The sequence below is a fragment of the Brevundimonas sp. EYE_349 genome, from assembly GCF_023147505.1.
GTDB lineage: Bacteria > Pseudomonadota > Alphaproteobacteria > Caulobacterales > Caulobacteraceae > Brevundimonas.
This window is the reverse complement of sequence record NZ_JAHXPB010000008.1, coordinates 66,647-86,382: the sequence shown is the minus strand read 5'-3', so window position 1 is coordinate 86,382 and position 19,736 is coordinate 66,647. Positions and strand designations below refer to the sequence as shown.

General features: G+C 66.3%; 27 protein-coding genes. 11 read left to right on the top strand and 16 right to left on the bottom strand.

Going from position 1 to position 19,736, the window contains the following annotated elements; translation table 11 throughout:
* Positions 1-4: 4 nt before the first annotated feature.
* Positions 5-151, bottom strand: a complete 147-nt coding sequence (locus tag KZX42_RS14450; protein ID WP_248120400.1) for a hypothetical protein — start codon at positions 149-151, stop codon at positions 5-7.
* Between KZX42_RS14450 and KZX42_RS14445 the strand changes: the two genes are divergently transcribed.
* From KZX42_RS14445 to KZX42_RS14430, 4 genes are read left to right on the top strand one after another with little or no spacing between them, the layout of a single operon-like run.
* Positions 150-572: an antitoxin Xre/MbcA/ParS toxin-binding domain-containing protein gene (locus KZX42_RS14445; RefSeq protein WP_248120398.1), complete on the top strand. Its 423-nt coding sequence runs from the start codon at positions 150-152 to the stop codon at positions 570-572. The two genes, KZX42_RS14450 and KZX42_RS14445, sit on opposite strands and share 2 nt — an antisense overlap.
* Entirely contained in the window at positions 569-1,051 is a 483-nt protein-coding gene (locus tag KZX42_RS14440) for an RES domain-containing protein (RefSeq protein ID WP_248120396.1), read from the top strand. The genes KZX42_RS14445 and KZX42_RS14440 overlap by 4 nt, the downstream gene beginning before the upstream one ends.
* Positions 1,048-1,593, top strand: a complete 546-nt coding sequence (locus tag KZX42_RS14435) for a 5-formyltetrahydrofolate cyclo-ligase (RefSeq protein ID WP_248120394.1) — start codon at positions 1,048-1,050, stop codon at positions 1,591-1,593. The genes KZX42_RS14440 and KZX42_RS14435 overlap by 4 nt, the downstream gene beginning before the upstream one ends.
* Positions 1,590-2,411, top strand: a complete 822-nt coding sequence (locus KZX42_RS14430; protein WP_248120392.1) for a TIGR00282 family metallophosphoesterase — start codon at positions 1,590-1,592, stop codon at positions 2,409-2,411. The genes KZX42_RS14435 and KZX42_RS14430 overlap by 4 nt, the downstream gene beginning before the upstream one ends.
* Before the next feature lie 31 nt (positions 2,412-2,442).
* Here KZX42_RS14430 and KZX42_RS14425 read toward each other — a convergent pair whose 3' ends face one another.
* From KZX42_RS14425 to purL, 3 genes are all read right to left on the bottom strand, one after another.
* Positions 2,443-3,717, bottom strand: a complete 1,275-nt coding sequence (locus KZX42_RS14425; protein ID WP_248120390.1) for a cytochrome P450 — start codon at positions 3,715-3,717, stop codon at positions 2,443-2,445.
* 149 nt (positions 3,718-3,866) lie between these two features.
* Positions 3,867-4,295 (bottom strand): DUF305 domain-containing protein, encoded by a 429-nt coding sequence (locus tag KZX42_RS14420; RefSeq protein ID WP_248120388.1) that lies wholly within the window; start codon positions 4,293-4,295, stop codon positions 3,867-3,869.
* Positions 4,292-6,508, bottom strand: coding sequence for a phosphoribosylformylglycinamidine synthase subunit PurL (gene purL / locus KZX42_RS14415; protein ID WP_248120386.1), 2,217 nt, complete (start codon positions 6,506-6,508; stop codon positions 4,292-4,294). Before purL ends, KZX42_RS14420 begins: the two co-directional genes overlap by 4 nt.
* A 112-nt stretch (positions 6,509-6,620) precedes the next feature.
* Between purL and KZX42_RS14410 the strand changes: the two genes are divergently transcribed.
* Positions 6,621-6,764, top strand: a complete 144-nt coding sequence (locus tag KZX42_RS14410; protein ID WP_248120384.1) for a hypothetical protein — start codon at positions 6,621-6,623, stop codon at positions 6,762-6,764.
* Positions 6,761-7,009, top strand: a complete 249-nt coding sequence (locus tag KZX42_RS14405) for a Tat pathway signal protein (protein ID WP_248120383.1) — start codon at positions 6,761-6,763, stop codon at positions 7,007-7,009. Before KZX42_RS14410 ends, KZX42_RS14405 begins: the two co-directional genes overlap by 4 nt.
* A 59-nt stretch (positions 7,010-7,068) precedes the next feature.
* Here KZX42_RS14405 and KZX42_RS14400 read toward each other — a convergent pair whose 3' ends face one another.
* Entirely contained in the window at positions 7,069-7,866 is a 798-nt protein-coding gene (locus KZX42_RS14400) for a hypothetical protein (RefSeq protein ID WP_248120381.1), read from the bottom strand.
* 116 nt (positions 7,867-7,982) lie between these two features.
* Here KZX42_RS14400 and KZX42_RS14395 point away from each other — a divergent pair, with 116 nt between their 5' ends.
* Positions 7,983-8,381 (top strand): hypothetical protein, encoded by a 399-nt coding sequence (locus KZX42_RS14395; RefSeq protein ID WP_248120379.1) that lies wholly within the window; start codon positions 7,983-7,985, stop codon positions 8,379-8,381.
* Between the two features lie 56 nt (positions 8,382-8,437).
* Positions 8,438-8,635 (top strand): hypothetical protein, encoded by a 198-nt coding sequence (locus KZX42_RS14390; RefSeq protein WP_248120377.1) that lies wholly within the window; start codon positions 8,438-8,440, stop codon positions 8,633-8,635.
* Positions 8,636-8,640: 5 nt separating this feature from the next.
* Here KZX42_RS14390 and KZX42_RS14385 read toward each other — a convergent pair whose 3' ends face one another.
* From KZX42_RS14385 to purC, 6 genes are all read right to left on the bottom strand, one after another.
* Complete coding sequence (locus KZX42_RS14385; RefSeq protein ID WP_248120376.1) at positions 8,641-9,477, bottom strand: hypothetical protein; 837 nt, start codon at positions 9,475-9,477, stop codon at positions 8,641-8,643.
* A 31-nt stretch (positions 9,478-9,508) separates the two neighbouring features.
* Positions 9,509-10,171 carry a phosphoribosylformylglycinamidine synthase subunit PurQ gene (gene purQ, locus KZX42_RS14380; protein ID WP_248120374.1) on the bottom strand — a complete coding sequence of 221 codons (663 nt, stop codon included), beginning with the start codon at positions 10,169-10,171 and terminating at the stop codon, positions 9,509-9,511.
* Between the two features lie 33 nt (positions 10,172-10,204).
* Positions 10,205-11,422, bottom strand: a complete 1,218-nt coding sequence (locus KZX42_RS14375; RefSeq protein ID WP_248120371.1) for an MFS transporter — start codon at positions 11,420-11,422, stop codon at positions 10,205-10,207.
* Positions 11,423-11,459: 37 nt separating this feature from the next.
* The gene (locus KZX42_RS14370) at positions 11,460-11,939 is read right to left on the bottom strand and encodes a YbhB/YbcL family Raf kinase inhibitor-like protein (RefSeq protein ID WP_248120369.1); all 480 of its coding nucleotides are present in this window, start codon (positions 11,937-11,939) and stop codon (positions 11,460-11,462) included.
* Between the two features lie 89 nt (positions 11,940-12,028).
* Positions 12,029-12,265: a phosphoribosylformylglycinamidine synthase subunit PurS gene (purS, locus tag KZX42_RS14365; protein WP_248120367.1), complete on the bottom strand. Its 237-nt coding sequence runs from the start codon at positions 12,263-12,265 to the stop codon at positions 12,029-12,031.
* Positions 12,265-13,023 carry a phosphoribosylaminoimidazolesuccinocarboxamide synthase gene (purC, locus tag KZX42_RS14360; protein WP_039244425.1) on the bottom strand — a complete coding sequence of 253 codons (759 nt, stop codon included), beginning with the start codon at positions 13,021-13,023 and terminating at the stop codon, positions 12,265-12,267. The genes purS and purC overlap by 1 nt, the downstream gene beginning before the upstream one ends.
* Positions 13,024-13,338: 315 nt before the next feature.
* On the opposite strand from purC, the gene KZX42_RS14355 reads away from it, so the two are divergent.
* Positions 13,339-13,662, top strand: a complete 324-nt coding sequence (locus KZX42_RS14355) for a DUF1476 domain-containing protein (protein ID WP_248120365.1) — start codon at positions 13,339-13,341, stop codon at positions 13,660-13,662.
* A 182-nt stretch (positions 13,663-13,844) separates the two neighbouring features.
* Here the strand turns inward: KZX42_RS14355 and KZX42_RS14350 are convergent, their stop codons facing one another.
* From KZX42_RS14350 to purB, 4 genes are all read right to left on the bottom strand, one after another.
* Entirely contained in the window at positions 13,845-14,477 is a 633-nt protein-coding gene (locus KZX42_RS14350; RefSeq protein WP_248120363.1) for a fasciclin domain-containing protein, read from the bottom strand.
* A 106-nt stretch (positions 14,478-14,583) separates the two neighbouring features.
* A complete protein-coding gene (gene purU / locus KZX42_RS14345) occupies positions 14,584-15,435 on the bottom strand; it encodes a formyltetrahydrofolate deformylase (protein WP_248120361.1) in 852 nt (283 codons plus the stop codon).
* Positions 15,435-15,947 (bottom strand): DNA-deoxyinosine glycosylase, encoded by a 513-nt coding sequence (locus tag KZX42_RS14340; protein WP_248120359.1) that lies wholly within the window; start codon positions 15,945-15,947, stop codon positions 15,435-15,437. The genes purU and KZX42_RS14340 overlap by 1 nt, the downstream gene beginning before the upstream one ends.
* Positions 15,948-17,246 carry an adenylosuccinate lyase gene (purB, locus tag KZX42_RS14335; protein WP_248120357.1) on the bottom strand — a complete coding sequence of 433 codons (1,299 nt, stop codon included), beginning with the start codon at positions 17,244-17,246 and terminating at the stop codon, positions 15,948-15,950. It abuts the gene before it with no gap.
* Positions 17,247-17,409: 163 nt separating this feature from the next.
* On the opposite strand from purB, the gene KZX42_RS14330 reads away from it, so the two are divergent.
* Complete coding sequence (locus tag KZX42_RS14330; protein ID WP_248120355.1) at positions 17,410-17,730, top strand: multidrug efflux SMR transporter; 321 nt, start codon at positions 17,410-17,412, stop codon at positions 17,728-17,730.
* A 121-nt stretch (positions 17,731-17,851) separates the two neighbouring features.
* Complete coding sequence (locus tag KZX42_RS14325; protein ID WP_248120354.1) at positions 17,852-18,001, top strand: hypothetical protein; 150 nt, start codon at positions 17,852-17,854, stop codon at positions 17,999-18,001.
* 4 nt (positions 18,002-18,005) lie between these two features.
* Here the strand turns inward: KZX42_RS14325 and KZX42_RS14320 are convergent, their stop codons facing one another.
* Entirely contained in the window at positions 18,006-19,697 is a 1,692-nt protein-coding gene (locus KZX42_RS14320) for a lytic transglycosylase domain-containing protein (protein ID WP_248120352.1), read from the bottom strand.
* Between the last annotated feature and the right edge of the window lie 39 nt (positions 19,698-19,736).

Below are 19,736 nucleotides of genomic sequence, written 5' to 3'. Positions count from 1 at the left end.
CCTTTCATTCCTTCTGGCGCAAACGCTCGCCGCGCGGCGGCTCGCTGCTTGAGCGCGCGTTCGTCATTCCACTCAGCGTCGGCTGTTTGCTGTCATTGACAAGCGTCTCATGTGAGACAACATGCTGTCTATGTTGAGCGAGGTCGGTCATGTCTGACTATTCCACTGTCGCCTATGTGCTGGGGGTCAAGGACGCCGCCAGCATTTCGCCTATGGATCTGGCCCGATCGGTCAGCGCCGGTCTGCCGACACGCGCCCTGACGCTGGTGGCCGACGCCGTCAGCCCCGACGACAACGGTTTCCGCCACAAGGTCGTGCCGCGCGCCACGGCGGCCCGCAACAAGTCCGGCGTCCTGTCTCCCGCCGCCAGCGAGCGGGTCGCCCGCGTCGCGCGCGTCTGGGCCGAGGCGGTGGCGGTCTGGGGCGGCGATGTCGCGGCGCGCGGCTTCCTGTTCCGCCCCCACGCCATGCTGGAAAATCAGGCCCCGATGACGGTGGCCATCGGCAGTGAACTGGGCGCCGAATTGGTTTGCGATATTCTGGGTCGATTGCGCTACGGCTCGGCGGCTTGACGGCGCAACGGCTGGACAAGGGGCTGACCGCCTACCGGATCGGTGATCCGGAGGGGGCGGCCTATCCGATATTCGACGCCACAGGATCGACCATCAATCCAGGCCGCTGGAACGACCCGACGCATCCGTTGATCTATGCGGCGCAACACTATTCCACTAGCTTGCTGGAGAAGCTGGTCCACGGCTCCGGCGCCCTGCCGCCGAACCAGCACTATGTCGAGATCGCCATCCCCGCAGGCGTCAGCTACGAGGTGTTTCAGCCCGCAGCCCATCCGGGCTGGGATTTGGCGAATGGCGCGGTCAGCCGCGCTTTCGGTTGCGAATGGCACAGATCGGCGCGGTCGTTGATCCTGATCGTTCCCTCCGTCGTGGCGCGGCTGGACAGCAACATCCTGATCAATCCCAACCATTCCGACTTCGCGCGGATCACGACCGGGCTGAACATCCCTGTCTATTGGGACGCGAGACTGTTTCCATGAGCGACAAGTCCCAACGGCGCTCGGACATGCGCATGCTGCGCAAACGTCTGGCCGGGCTGGATCCAGAGGCGGCGGCGCGCGCCGCCGATCATGCGGACCAGTTGCCGAAGGGTGAGTTCGTGGCCCTGTACCGCGCGATGGGGTCGGAGCTGGACACGGACGCCCTGGCCCAGGCCCTGTCACGCCAGGGCCGTCGTCTCTGCCTGCCCGTGGTGATCCAGCGTGACGCCCCGATGATCTTTCGCGCCTGGTCGCCGGGCGAGCCGCTGGAGCTGGACGCCGCCGGATGCCCCGCGCCCCTGCCGTTGGCCCAGACTGTCGATCCCGATCTGATCCTGGCGCCCCTTCTGGCCTTCGACGATCAGGGCGGACGCCTGGGGCAGGGCGGCGGCTTTTACGACCGCACCTTCGCGGAACGGCCGCACGCCCTGCGCATCGGCTTCGCCTATGCGGGTCAGGTGGTCGAGCGGCTGATTTTGGATGAACACGACATTCGGCTGCATGGCGTTCTGACCGAGAACGGCTATACGGCTTCCAAATGAGACTGGCATTTTTCGGCGACGTCATCGGCAAGTCCGGCCGTGACGGCATCAGCGATCACCTTCCTGGCTTGAAGCGCGACCTGAAACTCGATTTCGTGGTGGTCAACGCCGAGAACGCGGCGGGCGGGTTCGGCATTACTGAGAACACGGCGCGAGAGCTGTTCATGGCGGGCGCCGACTGTCTGACGCTGGGCAACCATTCGTGGGACCAGCGCGAGGCCCTGACCTATATCGTGCGCGAGCCGCGCCTGATCCGTCCAGCCAACTATCCGCGTCTGATGGATGCGCCGGGCGCCGGGGCCAATCTGTTCGAGACCGATACCGGGCGAACCGTTCTGGTCATGAATGTGCTGGGGCGCGTCCATATGGACCCGATGGATGATCCGTTCGGCGCGGTGGAGCGGGAACTGGCGGCCGCCCCGCTCGGCGCCGTCGCCGACGCCGTCATCGTGGACATGCATTGCGAAGCGACCTCGGAGAAGATGGCCATGGGCCACTTCTGCGACGGACGCGCTTCGCTGGTCGTGGGCACCCACACCCACGTCCCGACCGCTGACTGCCAGATCCTGCCGGGCGGCACGGCCTATCAGACCGACGCCGGTGGCTGCTGCGACTATGACAGTGTCATCGGCAACGAAAAGGACGAGCCGCTGCGCCGTTTCACCACCAGAATTTCGGGCGGCCGCTACACCCCGGCCTCGGGTCCGGCGACTATCTGCGGCGTCTTCGTGGAGACCGACGACCGGACCGGGTTGGCGACGCGCGTCGAGCCGATCCGGGTCGGCGGTCGCCTGTCCCAGGCGATCCCGGTCGTCTAGGCTGGGTTGGACGGGCGCCTCGCCGCCCTGATCAGCGACGCCGCGCTCGCAGCCTCAGCCGCATCGGTTCGCGGCTGCGCAGGGTGATCTGGTGGACAGGGCGGGGTTCGGCGGTCGTCAAAGGCTCCACCTCCGCCACGTGGAGTATGGCGGCCAAGGCGATCATCGCCTCCTGCAGGGCGAAGGCCGCGCCGATGCAGACGCGGGGCCCGGCGCTGAAGGGGATATAGGCGTAGCGGTCGATGGCCTTGCGATGTTCGGGCAGGAACCGTTCGGGTCTGAAGGCGTCGGGATCGTCCCACCAAAGCGTGTGGCGTTGCAGAATCCACGGGGACACGATCACCGTCGCGCCGGCCCTGATCTTCTGGCCCCCGATCTCGTCGTCCGCCAGCGCCTTGCGCGCCATGGTCGGGGCGGGCGGGAACAGGCGCATCGTCTCTTCCAGCACGGCGCGGGTCCAGGGCAGGGCCTCGGCCCATTTGGGATTGGCGACGTCGAACTGGTCGGCTTCCGCCTGCACCCGGGCCAGATACTCCGGCTGACGCGACAGCAGATGCAGCACCCAGCCCAGGGCGCGCGCTGTGGTCTCATGCCCCGCCAGGATGAAGGTCAGGATGTTGGAGGCCACCTCGGCATCTGACAGACCTGGGCCGCCGTTCTCGTCCCTGGCCAGCAGAAGGGCGCTGAGCAGATCGGCCGGCGGAGCGTCGCCCGCCTGGATGTGCGCCCGCCGCGCCTCGACCAACCGCGTCACCCGCTGTTCGAAGAACCGGGCCGAGCGGAAGCTGGCCAGCCGCCCCAGACGCGGGGCCCAGTCGGGCGCGCCCAGCACATCCAGCGGGTCGATGCGCGCGCCATTGGCCAGGAACTGGTTCAGCGCCCGCTCGAACCCACGCGCTTCGCCGCCCAGCTCGTCCGAAAACATGGTGGCCGACAGGATGTCGAAGGTCAGGCCCGACATCTCGGAATCGACGTCCAGCACTCGCCCTCGCGCCGACAGCGCCCAGGCGGCGACGCGCGCATGGCAGACCTCGGCCATGCGCGCGTTCAGCGTGGCCATCTTCGCCGGGGTGAACAGGGGCGCCAGGATGCGTCGGGCGCGGCGCCATTTGTCGCCCTCGGTCAACAGCAAGCCCTCGGCCAGCATCGGACCCAGCACCCGCTTCTGCAACTCGCCCTTCTCATAGTTGGCGGCGTTCTCGGTCAGGACGTGCCGAACCCCCTCGGGATGGCTGACAACCAGAACCTCGCCAAAGGCCGAGTGGCCGTAAATCTGCGGCTCGGTGAAATGCCGCTGCGACCACATGCGGATCGGATCACGCCAACTGACCCAAAGGAACGGCAGCAGAGAAAGAGGCTTGCCCGCCCTTCGGGGCGGTATTGCGGGACGAAAGGGCGTTGCGCCGTCAGCCATTCCCGAACCCTAGGCGCGGGATGTGACGTTCGAAAGGCGGATCAGCGCGTCGTCGGCGTGGAGGGTGCCCAGGCCTTCATTTGCGTGATCTCGCGCGTCTGCGCGTCGATCACGGTCTGGGCCATGCGACGGATGGCCGGGTCGCGGCTGTCGCGCAGGGCGACCTTGGCCATGTCGACGGCGCCCTCGTGGTGGGCGATCATCTTGGCGACATAGGCCTGGTCGATCGTCTGGCCCGACGCTGCGGCCATCTTGCGGTGCATTTCGGCTTCCGACGCGGCGAAGGCCCGGTCGCCCGGCGTGACGCCCGACGCCGGGCTATGGGACGTCTCGACTTCGGCCGTGGTCCGGGCCGCCGCCGCGTGGTTGGCGGCCGAGGTGTCGCGCAGCGCCTGCTGCACCGGGTCGCCGCCGCCGTCACAGGCCCCCAGCAACAGGACCAGGGCGACGGGCGCGGCGGTGCGGATCATGCGGCGTCGCCCATCCAGCCTGGCATCCAGCCTTCGTGCCATTCGCGCAGATGGGCGACGGGGATGCTGAACAGTTCGCCCTTGTCGCCCTTGGAGGCGAAGGCGTCGCCGCCCGCATGGCCGACGACCGAGGCATGCAGACCGGCGGCCTGGGCCTTGGCGATCAGGGCGTCGGCGTCGGTCACGGCGACCAGATAACGGGCCTGGTCTTCTCCGAACAGGAAGATGTGGGCATGGGCGGCGCTGGAGGCGTCCAAGGTCACGCCGACGTCCGAGGCCAGCACCAGATCGGAGACGGCGCCGATCAGGCCGCCGTCGGACAGATCATGCACCACGGTCAGTTCGCCAGCCTCGATCAGGCCGCGCACGAAATCACCTGTTTGCTTCTCAAGCTTCAGATCGACAGGCGGCGGGGCGCCGTCCTCGCGGCCAAGAACCTCGCGCAGATAGATGGAGGCGCCCAGTTCGCCGTGCGTCTGGCCGATCAGGACCAGCGTATCGCCCTCGGCCATGCCGCCAAAGCCGGTCACCACGTCATAGTTGGGCAGCAGTCCCACGGCGCCCACGGTAGGGGTCGGCGGAATGGCGACGCCGTTGGTCTCGTTATAAAGGCTGACGTTGCCGCTCACGACCGGGAAGACCAGTTCTCGGCAGGCCTCGGCCATGCCGTCGATGGCGCGCACGATCTGGCCCATGATCTCGGGGCGCTGCGGATTGCCGAAGTTCAGATTGTCGGTGATGGCGATGGGGCGCGACCCCACGGCGGTCAGGTTGCGCCAAGCCTCGGCCACGGCCTGTTTGCCGCCCTCATAGGGGTCGTTCTGGACATAGCGCGGGGTGCAGTCCGAGGTGACGGCCAGACCCTTGTCCGTACCATGCACCCGCACCACGCCCGCGTCGGCGCCGGTGGCCGAATCCTGCAGCGTGTCGGCCATGACGTGGCGGTCGTACTGTTCCCAGATCCAGCGCTTGGAGGCCATGTCGGGGCAGGCGACGACCTTCATCACCGCATCGTCCCAGTTCTCGGGCGCGGGGATGTCGGCGTGGTTCAGTTTCGGCTGAAGCTCCGGCTGGACCCACGGACGGTCATACAGGGGCGCATCGTCGAACAGGGGCGCCAGCGGCACGTCGCACACGGTCTCGCCGTGATGCTTCAGCACCAGACGGCCGGTGTCGGTGGTCACGCCGATGACGGCGGCGTCCAGGCCCCACTTCTTGAAGATGCGGTGACCGTCTTCCTCGCGGCCGGGCTTCAGGACGGCCAGCATCCGCTCCTGACTTTCCGACAGCATCATCTCATAGGCGGTCATGCCCTCTTCGCGCTGGGGCACGGCGTCCATGTTCAACTCGATGCCGACGCCGCCCTTGCCGGCCATTTCGACCGAGGAGGAGGTCAGGCCCGCCGCGCCCATGTCCTGGATGGCGGCGACCGCGCCGGACGCCATCAGCTCCAGCGTCGCCTCGATCAGCAGTTTCTCGGCGAAGGGGTCGCCGACCTGGACGGTGGGGCGTTTGGATTCCGATTCGTCGTCGAACTCGGCCGAGGACATGGTTGCGCCGTGGATGCCGTCGCGCCCTGTCTTGGACCCGAAATAGACCACCGACAGGCCCGCCGAGGGCGCGGCCGAATAGAAGATGCTGTCGGCCTTGGCCAGGCCCACGCACATCGCGTTGACCAGGATGTTGCCGTTGTAGCCGGAGTGGAAGTTGGTCTCGCCCGCCACGGTCGGCACGCCGACGCAGTTGCCGTAGCCGCCGATGCCCGACACGACGCCCGAGACCAGACGCCTGGTCTTCTCATGGTTCACATCGCCGAAACGCAGGGCGTTCAGCAGGGCCACGGGGCGCGCACCCATGGTGAAGACGTCGCGCATGATGCCGCCCACGCCCGTCGCCGCGCCCTGATAGGGTTCGATGAAGCTGGGGTGGTTGTGGCTCTCCATCTTGAAGATGCAGGCGTCGCCGTCGTCGATGTCGATCACGCCGGCATTCTCGCCCGGACCGCAGATGACGCGCTCGCCCGTGGTCGGGAACTTGCCCAGGTGGATCTTGGAGGATTTGTAGGAGCAGTGCTCGGACCACATGACCGAGAAGACGCCCAGTTCGACGTGGTTGGGCTCGCGCCCCAGTCGGTCGAGGACGACCTGATACTCGTTCGGGGCCAGGCCGTATTCAGCGGCCAATTCGGACATCGTCTTTTCAGGAGCGCTCATGGGCGGCGCTTCTAGCCGCAGATGCGCCGATTGTCAGCCCGCGTGGCGCAAGATCGGGGAACATCGACCACGGCGAGCGGTTGATTTCGGCGACAGTTCCAAGGAGCACACCATGACCGACACCCCTATAGACCCGGCCGCCACGCCCGAGGACGACGACCGGCCCGAGATCGCCGCCGATGACGCGGGCGCGTCCGCCCTTGCCGAAGCCGCTCAGAAGAAGGCGGAAGACGACGCCGAGGAGGACGACAAGTGAGCAAGCCTCACACCGACCGCATCGTCCCCGCTTCGGGTCAGCAGATGGATCGTTCGAACGACCCCGAGACGACGGCCGAACTGGACGCCGCCGCGCCAGAGGCCGCCCTGGCCAGTCGCCAGCGCCTGACGGGTTCCGCTGCCGGTGTCGGCAGCGTTGGATTCGACCAAGACGGCGCCTTCGACGTTGGGGCCGATGATCACGAGCCCCAGGATGATGCGATCACGGCTAAGCCTGAAGCCTGATCCATGGCTTCCCGCTCATCCCGACGACAGCAGGGATGAGCGGGAAAAGCTCCCGAACTCTAGCGGGCGCGCTCGACGCCGGGGCGCAGGCGGAAGCTCAACAGCACGCCGCCCACCAAAAGCACAACCGCGCCGCCCAGGGCCGTGAAGGCCACGGCGGGCTTGTCCGCCTGCTCCGCCACGAAGGCGCCCAGCAGGCCCCAGGCCGTCGGCAGCGGATAGGCCAGCGTCCGCAGAACCGCCGTGACGCCCAGCGCGATCACCGTCACCGCCACGATGGCGACGATAGCCCAAAGCTCAGGCGACAGGGCGGTGGGCAGGGCTTCAAAAGCGGTCAAGGTGGTGATCAGGTTCAGCGGCGCGGCGACCGTCAACCAGCCTGCAAGGGCGGCCAGCGGCCAGACCAGCAACAGCCGCTCGCGGTCCAGACGCGGCAAGCTCCGCACAAGGCCGGCGACGCTGAGCAGCGGCAGGAGCAAGGCCACCAGGGATGCGAAGATCACGACCACGCTGGCCGCCTTCAGGTTCAGGGCGGCGACGATGATCCATAACCCGATGCCGAAGAAGGAGACCGCCGAGGGCAGGCCCATCCGCGTCAGCAGAGGGCTTTCTCCGGTCTGCGGCAGGACCTGGCGGATGGCATAGGCCAGCACGCCCGCATAGATCAGCCCCCAGATGGCGAAGGCGTAGCCGGCGACGCGCAGGGTGCTGTTCCCGTCTTCGGCGAACTCGGCCTGGTTCAGGCCCAGGCCGGCCAGATTCTGGACCAGAGGCACGGCGATGGCGAAAACGGCGGCGGCCAGGACAACCAGGCGGCGTGTGCGTTGACCGGGGGTAGGGCGGATGATGGAGGACATTGGCTTTCCATTGCGAAGCTTGTGCGGGTCATACGCGCAGGACGGGAAGAAGGTTCATCCACTCCTCGGAAAAGTGAAGCTTGCATTACGCGCTGCCGGCGCCCTCTGCTGTTTCGATGCAAGATTCGAAACCTCTGGTCGTGTCGATTCTGGTCCTTCTATCGGCGGTCGGCGTTTCGACCGCCACTGTCGCGCAGGTGCAGCCGTCGGTTCAGACGGCGCCCTTGCCAGCCTCGGTTCAGGACGCCTGGGTCCAGGTGCGCGCCGCCCTGACGCCCGCCCAGCAGGCCAACGCCGTACGTGGCTTCCTGTCCGCGTTGGCGGCATACGAACGGCGGCCCACCCTGCCGCCCATGGACGCGCGCGACATCGCCTCCGGGCGCGCAGTGTCCCTGGACGATCCGGCCTTGCTGCAACGGCCACAGGCGCATGAGGTCACGATCACGGTCGGAGGACAGTTTCTGGTGTTCCGCCCCCTGTCCCGCGCCAGTCTGGAGCCCTTGTTCGGTCGATAGGAACCCAAGACGCCCGAAGGTGGTTTTTCGGCTGAACCCGCATAGAGGATGACCCCATGGCCGACCCCGACAACGAAGACCTGCACCTGACCGAAGAGGTCGAGGCCAACCTGGCCATCGAACAGGGGTTGGGCGTCGGCGCGCGCGAATTGGCCGCCCAGCGCGAGGCGGGGGAAAAGGCGTTCGACGGCCAGGACGAAGACGATGCGGCCGCCGATCTTTCCGATGGGCGCGCCCAGATCAAGGATGTCTGAGCGCCTCAGGGCTCCATCTTGAAGTTGACCGAAAAGCGTACCATCCGGCCGCCCAGCGTCAGACCTGCGGCGGCCGCTTCTTCCGAAAGCTTGAGGCGCGCGCGAGGCAGAGAACGTTCGACCGAGCGCCACAGATTATAGCCCGCAGGTTGCTCGCTTTCCGTCTGACAATCGGTCATCTGCCCGGTATCGGTCAGGACGCAGGACAGCACGACATAGCCCTCCAGCGGACTTCGACCATTTACCGATTCTGGGAATGTCGGGCGCGGCACGGTCTGCCATTGCACGGTGTCAGGCAGTCCGTCCTGCCCATTGCCGTCGATTTCTCGGGCCCTCGCTTCGCGCGGATCGACCATCGGCCGGCCGCAGGCGGTCAGTGTCTGTTCGATCGCGGTGCTGGACGTATCCAGATCCATGACGTAGCGCGTCCGCCGACCGTTTGGGGGCGATGCGGGCACGATGACCTGAAGCTTGCCGCCCTTCGCCAAGTCGCGCGCGACGACCGCGGGCAATCGACTGAACGCAGTGTTCCGCTGCGTGCCTACTGTCCAGACCGAGGTGTAGGGTTCAGTCTGGTCGCCGGCCTGGATTCCAAGTTCGCGCGACAGGTCGCGACGCGGCGCGTCGGGAAGGCCGGTGATCAGGACGTCATAGACCCCATCCATACAGCGGGCGGCTATGGCAAGGCCCGATGTGAAGTCGATCGTCGCCATCACAGCCTTGCGTTCAGGCACGGACGTCAGCGTCCAGTCCTCGGCCTGAGGAGTGCTCTCTTGTGCCAGGACAGGCGAAGCTGCGGCGAGAGAAAGGAGAGCGGCGGTTAATCGAAGGCGATTGTGCATCGCCTTAATCCGCACCAACTTCTGATTGCCGTCAAGCGGCGGCGTAGATGCTCTGGAACAGCACGGCTCCGTCGGCGGAACCCAGTTCGGCTTCGAAGGCGCGGTCCGGGTGGGGCATCATGCCCAGGACGTTGCCGCGTGCGTTCTGGATGCCGGCGATGGCGTTGACCGAGCCGTTGGGATTGTCGACGTAGCGGAACACGACTTGGCCCTCGCCCTCGATGCGGGCCAGGGTTTCGGCGTCGGCGAAGAAGTTTCCGTCGCCGTTGCCCTGCGTCATCACCACCTCGCGCTGGCCCTGATAGCCGGCGGTGAAGCGGGTCTGGCCGTTGGCGACGGTCAGGGCGATGGGCTTGCAGACGTATTTCAGACCCTGATTGCGCAACAGGGCGCCTGGCAGCAGTCCGGCCTCGCACAGGATCTGGAAGCCGTTGCAGATGCCGACCACGGCGACGCCGTCTTCCGCCGCCTTCTTGACCGCCTGCATCACCGGCGACTGGGCCGCCATGGCGCCGCAGCGCAGATAGTCGCCGTAGGAAAAGCCGCCGGGAATCACGATCAGGTCCAGACCTTGAGGCAGCTCGGTCTCGGCGTGCCAGACCATCGACACCGGCTCGCCGGTGGAGCGTTCGACGGCGACCTTGCAGTCGCGATCGCAGTTGGAACCGGGGAAGACGATGACGGCGGCGCTCATGGCGCGGGCCTTTAGCAGGCTTCTTTCGGCTTGTCAGGCCGTCGCGTGCTTGCGACCGGTGACCCAGGCGATGACGAAGATGACGAAGCCGCCCAGCGACAGCCCCATGCCGACCCAGCCGGTCGAGGCCCAGCCATAGCCGGCCGCGATGGCCATGCCGCCCAACAGGGGGCCGATGGCGTTGGCGGTGTTGAAGGCCGAGTGGTTCAGCGCCGCCGCCAGGGTCTGGGCGTCGCCGGCCACATCCATCAGCCGGGTCTGAAGGATCGACCCCAGCCCCCCGCCGGCGCCGATCAGGAAGATCACGATCATCACCGCCCACAGATGCGGCGTCGCGATCGGATAGAGCGCCAGGGCCGCCGCGCTCCACAGCAACAGCAGGCCTGCGGCCTTGAACCCGATGTGGTCCGCCGCCCATGCGCCCAGGATATTGCCCATGAACATTCCCACGCCGAACACGGCGAAGATCCAGGGCATGACAGCGGCGCTCACGCCCGTCACCGCCTCAAGCGTGGAGGCCAGATAGGCATAGACCGCGAACATGCCGCCGAAGCCGACGGCGCCGACGCCCAGCGTCAGCCACACCTGACTGCGCTTCAGCGCGCCTAGTTCGCGCAAGGGGCTGGCGTCGGGATGGGCTGGATCGCGCGGCGCGAACAAGGCGACCAGCGCCATGGTCACGACGGCCAGCAGGCCCACGATGGCGAAGGTCCAGCGCCAGCCGTGGGCGTGGCTGATGATATTGACCACCGGCACGCCCAGCACGGTCCCGACCGTCAGCCCCATCAGTATGGTCGAGACGGCGCGGGTGCGGAAATGAAGCGGCACGACCGAGGCTGCGACCAGGGCCGCCACGCCGAAATAGGCTCCGTGCGGCAAACCGCTGAGAAAGCGGAACACCAGCATCCAGTGATAGGTGGGCGCGAGGGCGCTGGCGACATTGCCGATGGCGAACAAGGCCATGAAACCGATCAGCAACTGCCAGCGCGGCAGGCGCGCGCCCAGCACCGCCAGGATCGGCGCGCCGACCACGACGCCCGCGGCATAGGCGCTGATGACATGGCCCGCAGTCGGGGCATCGACACCCAGACCGGCGGCGAAGTCGGGCAGGATGCTCATGGCCGCGAACTCTGTCACGCCGATGGCGAAGCCGCCCATGGCCAGGGCGACCAGAACCAGCGCCACTGCCCCGCGAGAGAGCGTTGGCGAGTCGGGAAGAAGAGCGGCCTGGGCCATGTTGCGGCGCAACATACGCTCGCCTAATGACCCGACAAGGGCAAACCCGCGATCAACCCTGGTTTTCGTAGGTCGCCGTGATCGACGCCTTGGCCAGGGTGTGGAAATGCAGGTTGAAGCCGAACACGGCGCCGGAATTGTCGGCCGTGACGTCCAGGCTCTCCACATCCACCGCGAAGACGGTGAAGATGTAGCGGTGCGGGCCGTGGCCGGCCGGAGGTGCGGCGCCGCCGAAGCCGGCCTGGCCGAAGTCCGTGCGCCCCTGGATCGCGCTGTGAGGCAGATGTCCCCCCGCCGATCCGGCGCCGCTCGCCAGTTGGGTCACATCCGCCGGAATATTGGCCACTGTCCAGTGCCAGAAGCCCGAGCCGGTCGGCGCATCGGGATCATAGCAGGTGATCGCATAGCTCTTGGTCCCCTCCGGCGCCCCGGACCAGGCCAACTGCGGCGAGGTGTTGCCCTTGGCGTGAACCTGGGCGTCCGGCAAAACCCCGCCGTCCTGAATGTCGGTGGAGGTGAGGGTGAAGGTCATGGGCGCTCCGTCGATCAAGCCGTCTGCTAAACTGGCGCCCATGACGAAGGATGCAACCGTCTCCACCTCAATATGTCGGGGAGGAGCCGTCAGGCCGCCTCGATGCGGTAGCTTTCGATCACCGTATTGGCGAGCAGTTGCTCGCACATCTTCTTGGCTTCGCCTTGCGGGTCTTCGACCCCGGTCAGGTCGAATTCGATCAGCTTGCCGACGCGGGCGTTCGATACGCCGGGCCAGCCCAGACCCTGCAGGGCGCCTTCGACGGCCTTGCCCTGAACATCCAGAACGCCCGGTTTGAGGAAGACGTGAACCTTGACCTTAGCCATTAGTGCAGTCCCCCCTGGATGACGGTCGGCATGCCCTTCATGATGCCCAGGCGACGCGCAACCTCGGTGTAGCTTTCGATCACATTGCCGAGGTCGCGACGGAAGCGGTCCTTGTCCAGCTTCTCGCCGGTCGAGGCGTCCCACAGGCGGCAGCTGTCGGGGCTGATCTCGTCGGCCAGCAGCACGCGGCTGAAGTCGTTCTCCCACACGCGGCCGAACTCGATCTTGAAGTCAACCAAGGTGATGCCGACGGCGCTGAACAGGCCCGACAGATAGTCGTTCACCCGCACCGTCATGGCCAGCATGTCGTCCAGTTCCTGGGTCGAGGCCCAGTTGAAGGCGGTGATATGCTCTTCGGTGACCATGGGGTCGTTGAGCTCGTCCTTCTTGTAGTAGAATTCGATGATTGAACGGGGCAGGGGCGTGCCTTCCTCGATGCCCAGGCGCTGGCTCATCGAACCGGCGACGATGTTGCGGCAGACGACTTCCAGCGGAATGATCTCGACTTCGCGGATCAGCTGCTCGCGCAGGTTCAGGCGTTTGATGAAGTGGTTGGTCACGCCGATGCCGTTCAGGCGCGACATGATGAACTCGCTGATCTGATTGTTGACCACGCCCTTGCCTTCCAGCACGGCCTTCTTCTGCGCGTTGAAGGCGGTGGCGTCGTCCTTGAAATACTGGATCAGGGTGCCGGGCTCGGGTCCTTCGTAGAGGATCTTGGCCTTGCCCTCGTAGATTTTCTTGCGCTTGCTGTTCATCGTCCGGTCCCGGCTTACGGGCGCCTTCCAGAAACAAAAATCGCGCGGCCATGAATGGAAGGGCAAGACCCGGTCCTGGCGGCGCGTTTCGGAATCGTTCGGGCAGTCAATCTCGTTCGGCGTCTCCTTAGCGGAACCCGGGCTATGATACAAATGAGGATGGCGGTCGCGCCCTGTTGACCCCAGCGTGACACATGCGCCGGATGAGGACAGACGGTCCCAGACGACTGAACTCAGGTTGCGTTCATGGCCGGGCGGTCTATAGACGGCCGTTGCCCCGACGTTAGCGGGGCGTACGGAGCTATGCTGAGCGAAATGACGACCTTCGACGATCGGGAAAAGGCCTTCGAGGCCAAGTTCGCCCTCGATCAGGAGCAGGAGTTCAAGGCCATCGCCCGGCGCAACCGGATGCTGGGCCTCTGGGCCGCCGAAAAGATGGGCCTGTCGGCCGAAAGCGCCGATCAGTACGCCGCAGCCGTCGTGCGAGCCGATTTCGAGCAGCCGGGCGACGAGGACGTGTTCCGCAAGGTCGCCGGCGACTTCAAGGCTTCGGGCCTGTCCGTGTCCGAAGGCGAGATTCGCTCCAAGATCGACGAACTGGCCTCCATCGCTCGAGAGCAGATTCGCGCCGGCGAATAAGCCTTCGGTCGGGGTCGATATCGAAATTCGAAAGGGCCGCACCCGGGGGAAAGTGCGGCCCTTTCTTTTTTGCCGGGGACGTTGGGGGATGTCTCACCCGGCGTACTGTGCGTCTCGCGCCCCTAAACAACGCCGGCGCAAGATTTTGGTTTCAGCGCCGAGAGGCCGAAACCCAATTATTTTTACGGCATCAGAACCGTGTCCACGACGTGGACCATGCCGTTCGATTGCGCCACGTCCGCCTGGGTGATGGTGGACTTGCCGCCCTTGGCGTCGGTGATGACCCAGGTGTTGTTCGGGCCGGCCGAAACCTTCAGTTCTTCGCCCTGAACCGTCTTCAGCGTGGCGACGCCGCCATTGGCCCGAGCTTGGGCGGCGATGTCGGCGGCCGTCAGACGACCGGCGACGACGTGATAGGTCAGAATCTTGGTGAGATCTGCCTTCATCGCCGGCTGCATCAGGCTGGTGCGGGTGGCCTCGGGGATTTTGCCGAAAGCGGCGTTGTCAGGCGCGAAGACGGTGAAGGGACCAGCGCCCTGCAAGGTGTCAACCAGGCCGGCGGCTTTGACGGCCGAGACCAGGGTGGTCAGATTCGACGCCTTGGAGGCGTTGGCGACGATGGTCTCGTTCGGGCTCATCGCGGCGCCCCCGACCATTGGATCGGTCGCGGGGGCCATCGCCGCGCCTTCGGCTGGCGCCATGGCGGTCGTTTCCGCGGGCGCGGTCTTTGCCGGTTCGTTGTTGTTGCAGGCGCCTAGCGCCATCAGCGCGCCGCCGGATACGGCGACGAGCATAAGATTGCGAAGATTTTTCATGGTGTTTCGTTCCCTATTTCCCGCTCACGAGGCGGTAACGGGAACGTTACGTTTACGAAGGCCGAGAGGATGCATGTCGCGCGACAAGAAATCGCAGCTTCACCATTCAGTCTTCGAACACGACCGTCTTTGCACCATGCAGCAAAACGCGGTCTTCCAAATGACGACGGACAGCGCGGGCCAAAACGCGGCGCTCGATGTCGCGGCCCTTGCGGATCAGGTCTTCGGGGCGGTCGCGGTGGCTGATCCGCTCCACGTCCTGCTCGATGATCGGCCCTTCGTCCAGGTCGGGCGTGACATAGTGGGCGGTGGCGCCGATGACCTTCACCCCGCGCGCATGGGCCTGGTGATAGGGTTTGGCGCCCTTGAAGCCCGGCAGGAACGAGTGGTGGATGTTGATGCATCGCCCCGCCAGCGCGCGGCTGAGGTCGTCCGACAGGATTTGCATGTAGCGCGCCAGCACAACCAGCTCCGTGCCGGTCTCTTCGATCAGGCGCAGCAGGGTCTTCTCCTGATCCGCCTTGGCGGGGGCGTCGCCCGCCTTCAGCGGCAAGTGGTGGAACGGCAGGTCGCCCAGATCGACATGACCGATCAGCTCGCGCGGATGGTTCGACACGACGGCCGTCACCTGCATGGGCAGTTCGTCGATGCGCCAGCGGTACAGCAGGTCCGCCAGGCAGTGATCGAACCTGGACGTCAGGATCATCACCTTGCGTAGTTCTGCCCCACGCAGCGTCCAGTCCATCTCGAACCGCGCGGCCAGAGGGGCGAAGGCGTCCCTGATCACGGCCTCGACGTCACCGTCGGCGGGTTCGAACACCACCCGCATGAAGAAGGTGTCGCTGTAAGCGTCGCCGAACTGCTGGGCGTCGGAGATGTTGGCGTCGCGCGCCAGCAGAAACGAGGAAACCGCCGCGACGATGCCGTGGCGGTCAGGGCAGGAAAGGGTCAGGATCATCAGTCAGCAGGCTTATCTGGCAGAAACTTCCCCAGTATGGCCCAGGTTGTCGACTTTGCCGACAAGGATATTGCATGGGCGGGGCTGGATGACGGCAAATCCAGCAGTTCGACGCCGCCCACGCCGCTCAGGATCCGCCGCCCCAGCCGGGCCGCCAAGCCGCCATTGAAGGCGACGGCTCGCAGCGCCGGCAGGCTTTCGACCAGTCCGCGCAGATCGGCGGCCTCGGGCGAGCGGATGGCGGCGTCCAGACTGCCCGACCGTTCCGCCGAGGCGATCACGTCCCACAACCCGACCCCGCACGCCTTCAACCGTTCGAGCCGTTGCTCATAGGGCAGGGCAGGCAGGTCTTCGCCCAGCACGCCGCCGATCAGCGCCCAGAAGCCGTTGCGCGGATGCGCGTAATACTGCGCCGCCTTCAGAGACGCATCCCCCGGCAGACTGCCGAGAATGAGCAGGCGGGCGCCCGCATCGACAATGGGTTCAAAGCCGATGCGGCGCTGGTCAGACACTCAGTCTCCGAACACCCGCTTGAACACCACATCCACGTTCTTGGTGTGGTAGCCCAGGTCGAACAGGGCTTCGAGCTGGTCGTGGGGCAGGGTGACGCGATCGTCGGCCTTCAGGAAGTCGATGAAGGCGCCTTCGCCGCGCCAGACCTTCATGGCGTTCTCTTGAACGGCGGCATAGGCGTCTTCGCGCAAAACGCCCGCCTGGGTCAGGGCCAGCATGACCCGTTGCGAGTGAACCAGACCGCCCAGGCGGTCGATGTTCTTCTGCATGTTCTCAGGATAGACGTTCAGCCGCTCGACGACACTGGCCAGGCGGTGCAGGGCGAAGTCCAGGTGGATGGTCGCGTCGGGGCCGATGCCGCGCTCGACCGAAGAATGGCTGATGTCGCGCTCATGCCACAGGGCGACGTTCTCCATCGCCGGGGTCACGGCCGAACGGACCAGACGGGCCAGGCCGGTCAGGTTTTCGGTCAGGATCGGGTTGCGCTTGTGCGGCATGGCCGACGAGCCCTTCTGGCCCTTGTCGAAGAACTCTTCGGCTTCGAGAACTTCGGTGCGTTGCAGGTGGCGGATTTCGACCGCGAGGCGTTCGACCGACGACGCGACCACGCCCAGAGCGGCGAAGAAGGCGGCGTGGCGGTCGCGCGGGATGACCTGGGTCGAGACCGGCTCGACCTGAAGGCCCATCTGGTCGGCGACATACTGTTCAACGGCCGGATCGACATTGGCGAAGGTGCCGACGGCGCCCGAGATTGCGCAGGTGGCGATCTCTTCCTTGGCGGTGATCAGGCGGCGTTTGGCGCGCTGGAACTCGGCGTGATAGCCGGCCAGCTTCAGGCCGAAGGTCACCGGCTCGGCGTGGATGCCGTGCGAACGGCCCACGGTCGGGGTGTATTTATGCTCCTTGGCGCGGGTCTCCAGCGCGGCCAGCACCCGGTCCACGCCCTCGATCAGCAGGTCCGACGAGCGCGCCAGTTGGACCGCGAAACAGGTGTCCAGCACGTCCGATGAGGTCATGCCCTGGTGCAGAAAGCGGGCTTCCTCACCGACGATTTCCGCGACGTGCGTCAGGAAGGCGATGACGTCGTGTTTGGTGGTGCGTTCGATCTCGTCGATGCGATCGGCGTCGAAGGTCGCGTCCTTGCCCTTGGCCCAGATGGCCTCGGCCGATTCCTTCGGAATCACGCCCAGTTCTGCCATCTTCGTGGCGGCGTGGGCCTCGATCTCGAACCAGATCTTGTACTTGGTTTCCTGGGACCAGATGGCGGCGGCGACGGGGCGGGAATAGCGCGTGATCATGGGCGGTTCGTGTCGGTCTGACGGGCCTCGGAGTCAAGGTTCGCCGGACGCCAGCCTTGACTTTGCGCTGCCCTGTCCCAGATTAGGCGCGCTTTCAGGAGGACGACCTCCCCCACATGGGATCAACGCCGGGACGACCCGGCGCCATGCAGGGAGATACGTCATGGCCTGGGCTTTCCTTCTTTTCGCCGGCCTGCTCGAAGTGATCTGGGCCTTTCTGATGAAGGCGTCTGTCGGTTTCACACGGCCGTGGCCGACCGTGGGGATGATCGTCTTCATGATCGGGTCGTTCGGCCTGTTGTCGATGGCGATGAGAACCCTGCCGCTGGGCACGGCCTACGCTATCTGGACCGGCATCGGGGCGGTGGGCGCCTTCGCGGTCGGGGCGGTCTTTCTGGGCGAGCCGCTGACGCCTCTCAGACTCGTCGGCGTGACCCTGGTGGCGTCCGGCCTGATCGTGCTGAAACTGGCCTCCAGCCATTGACGGTCTTGCAGGTTTGAGGCGGCGGCGAAATCCTAAACGAACGCGAACCATTTCGGCAGACGCCGCGTTAAGCCGACGTCGTTACCTGAAGGACGGCGTTTCCCTTATTCGGACCTGTCAGATGCCCCGCACGGCCATGCCGACAATTCAGCCCCAAACGGACGCGGACGCGGACGCTGCGCCGCGCGCCATGCATCCGGTCGTGGGCTATGGTCTGGCGGCCCTGATCGGAACCGCCTTCTGGGCCAGCCTGCTGATGGCGATCTTCTAGGCGGCTATCGCTCGCCTCCGACCGCGCTGGCCTGGGCGATCAGGACCGGCTCGGCCTGAGGCGGCGGAGCGACATAATCCAGGGCGATCGGCGCGGCCCGGGCGCCCGATGCCAAGGCGTCCAGCGTTTTCAACGGCCCGCCGAACATTCGCTGATAGATCCAGTAGCTGGCCACGACCTTTTCGACGTAGTCGCGGGCCTGGGGTACGTCGATGGTTTCGATCAGCAGCAGGGGATCGGCGTCTGGTCCCAGCTTCCTGACCGCCGCCAGCATCGGCCCCGGCCCGGCGTTGTAGGAGGCCACCGCCCGCAGGAGGTCGCCCTGGAAGGCCGGCAGGGCCAGCATTCGACTGATATAGGCCTGACCCAGTCGCAGGTTCACCGCAGGGTTGAACAGACGGGTCGGATCGTTGACGAAGCCCCGATCCCCGCTCAGTTCCGCCGCCGTCGTCGGCATAACCTGCATCAGGCCATAGGCGCCGACGCTGGATCGCGCCGTGGCGTTGAAATCGGTCTCCTTGCGCGCCAACGCATAGACCAGGGCCTTTTCGATGACGAAGCCGCCCTCGGGCGCCAGGTCCGGCATGGGGTAGCGGGTCGCATCGATGCGACTGGCCTCAGCGGCGGTGTTCACCGGCATGATGGCGCGGGCCAGGGCGGTCCACATCTTGGCGGCGTCGCCGACGGCGGTGCGCAGGTTGGATCGCAACTCCGTCTCGGCGTCGGCCCGGCGTCCGACCTCGTAGAAGGCGACAGTGCGCTTGGCGCGCGTGTCGCTCTGGACGAAGGCCTCCAGCGCGGTCGGCTCGACGCTGGCGCTCTGGGGCACATAGGTCGCGCGGCGCAGGCGCGCCTCGGCCTCATAGGGGCGCGGCCCCATGTTCTCGATGGTCGGCTCCTCGCCCAGCTGACGCAGGGCGATCTGACCATAGAAGGTGGCGGGCCATTGTCCCGCCAGATGCAGATAGTCGTTGACCCGATCCTGGCGGCCGGACTGCGAGGCCGCGCGCGCGGTCCAATAGGCGGCGCCGGCGCGCACCCACGGATCCTCGGTCGGGTCGTTGGCGACGCGCTCGAAGGCGGCGAAGGCTTCGTGGAACTGGCCCAGCCGCCATTCCGCCAAGCCGACCGTCCACCAGTCGCCGATCTGGCGACCGATGGCCGAGGCGCCGGTCAGGTCGTCGTTGTTGTAGGCGACGCGCGCCGCCTTGGCCGGATCGTCGACCCCGCCGCCGCCGGAAACCGCCGTCACCAGGCTGTTCCAGGTCCGGCCGATCACGCCGCCGGGCCGCGTCGGCTCGGGCGCGCCGTCCGGGCGACGACGCAGCGCCAGCGTATAAACGCGGTCGGCGCAGGGCAGGTCGGAATAGGTTTCCAGCCAGGCCGTCAGTTCTTCATAGGTGGCGATGTGGTCGGGGTGGAACAGGCTCTCGAACTCGACCTGGCCCAGCAGCACCCGGTCCTGGGCCTGGCGCGCGGAGGCCCGCGCCGTCTCGATGTCGCCGCGCCGCAGGGCGTCGAAGGCGGTGGTGTAGGAAATCCGGTCGGCGGAGCTCAGGGCGACGGGGCGGCCGGAACCGGCGCTCGAATCCGCCGTTGAACCGCCGTAGGGCGTTTCGGCCCACGCCGCGCACGATACGGCGCAGACGGCGACAGCCAGCGTCGGCGCGAGGAACGCGCGGCGGAACAGGTGCATAAGCGGCGGCCCCCTCGTTGGCGACGGCTGCCTGTCAAC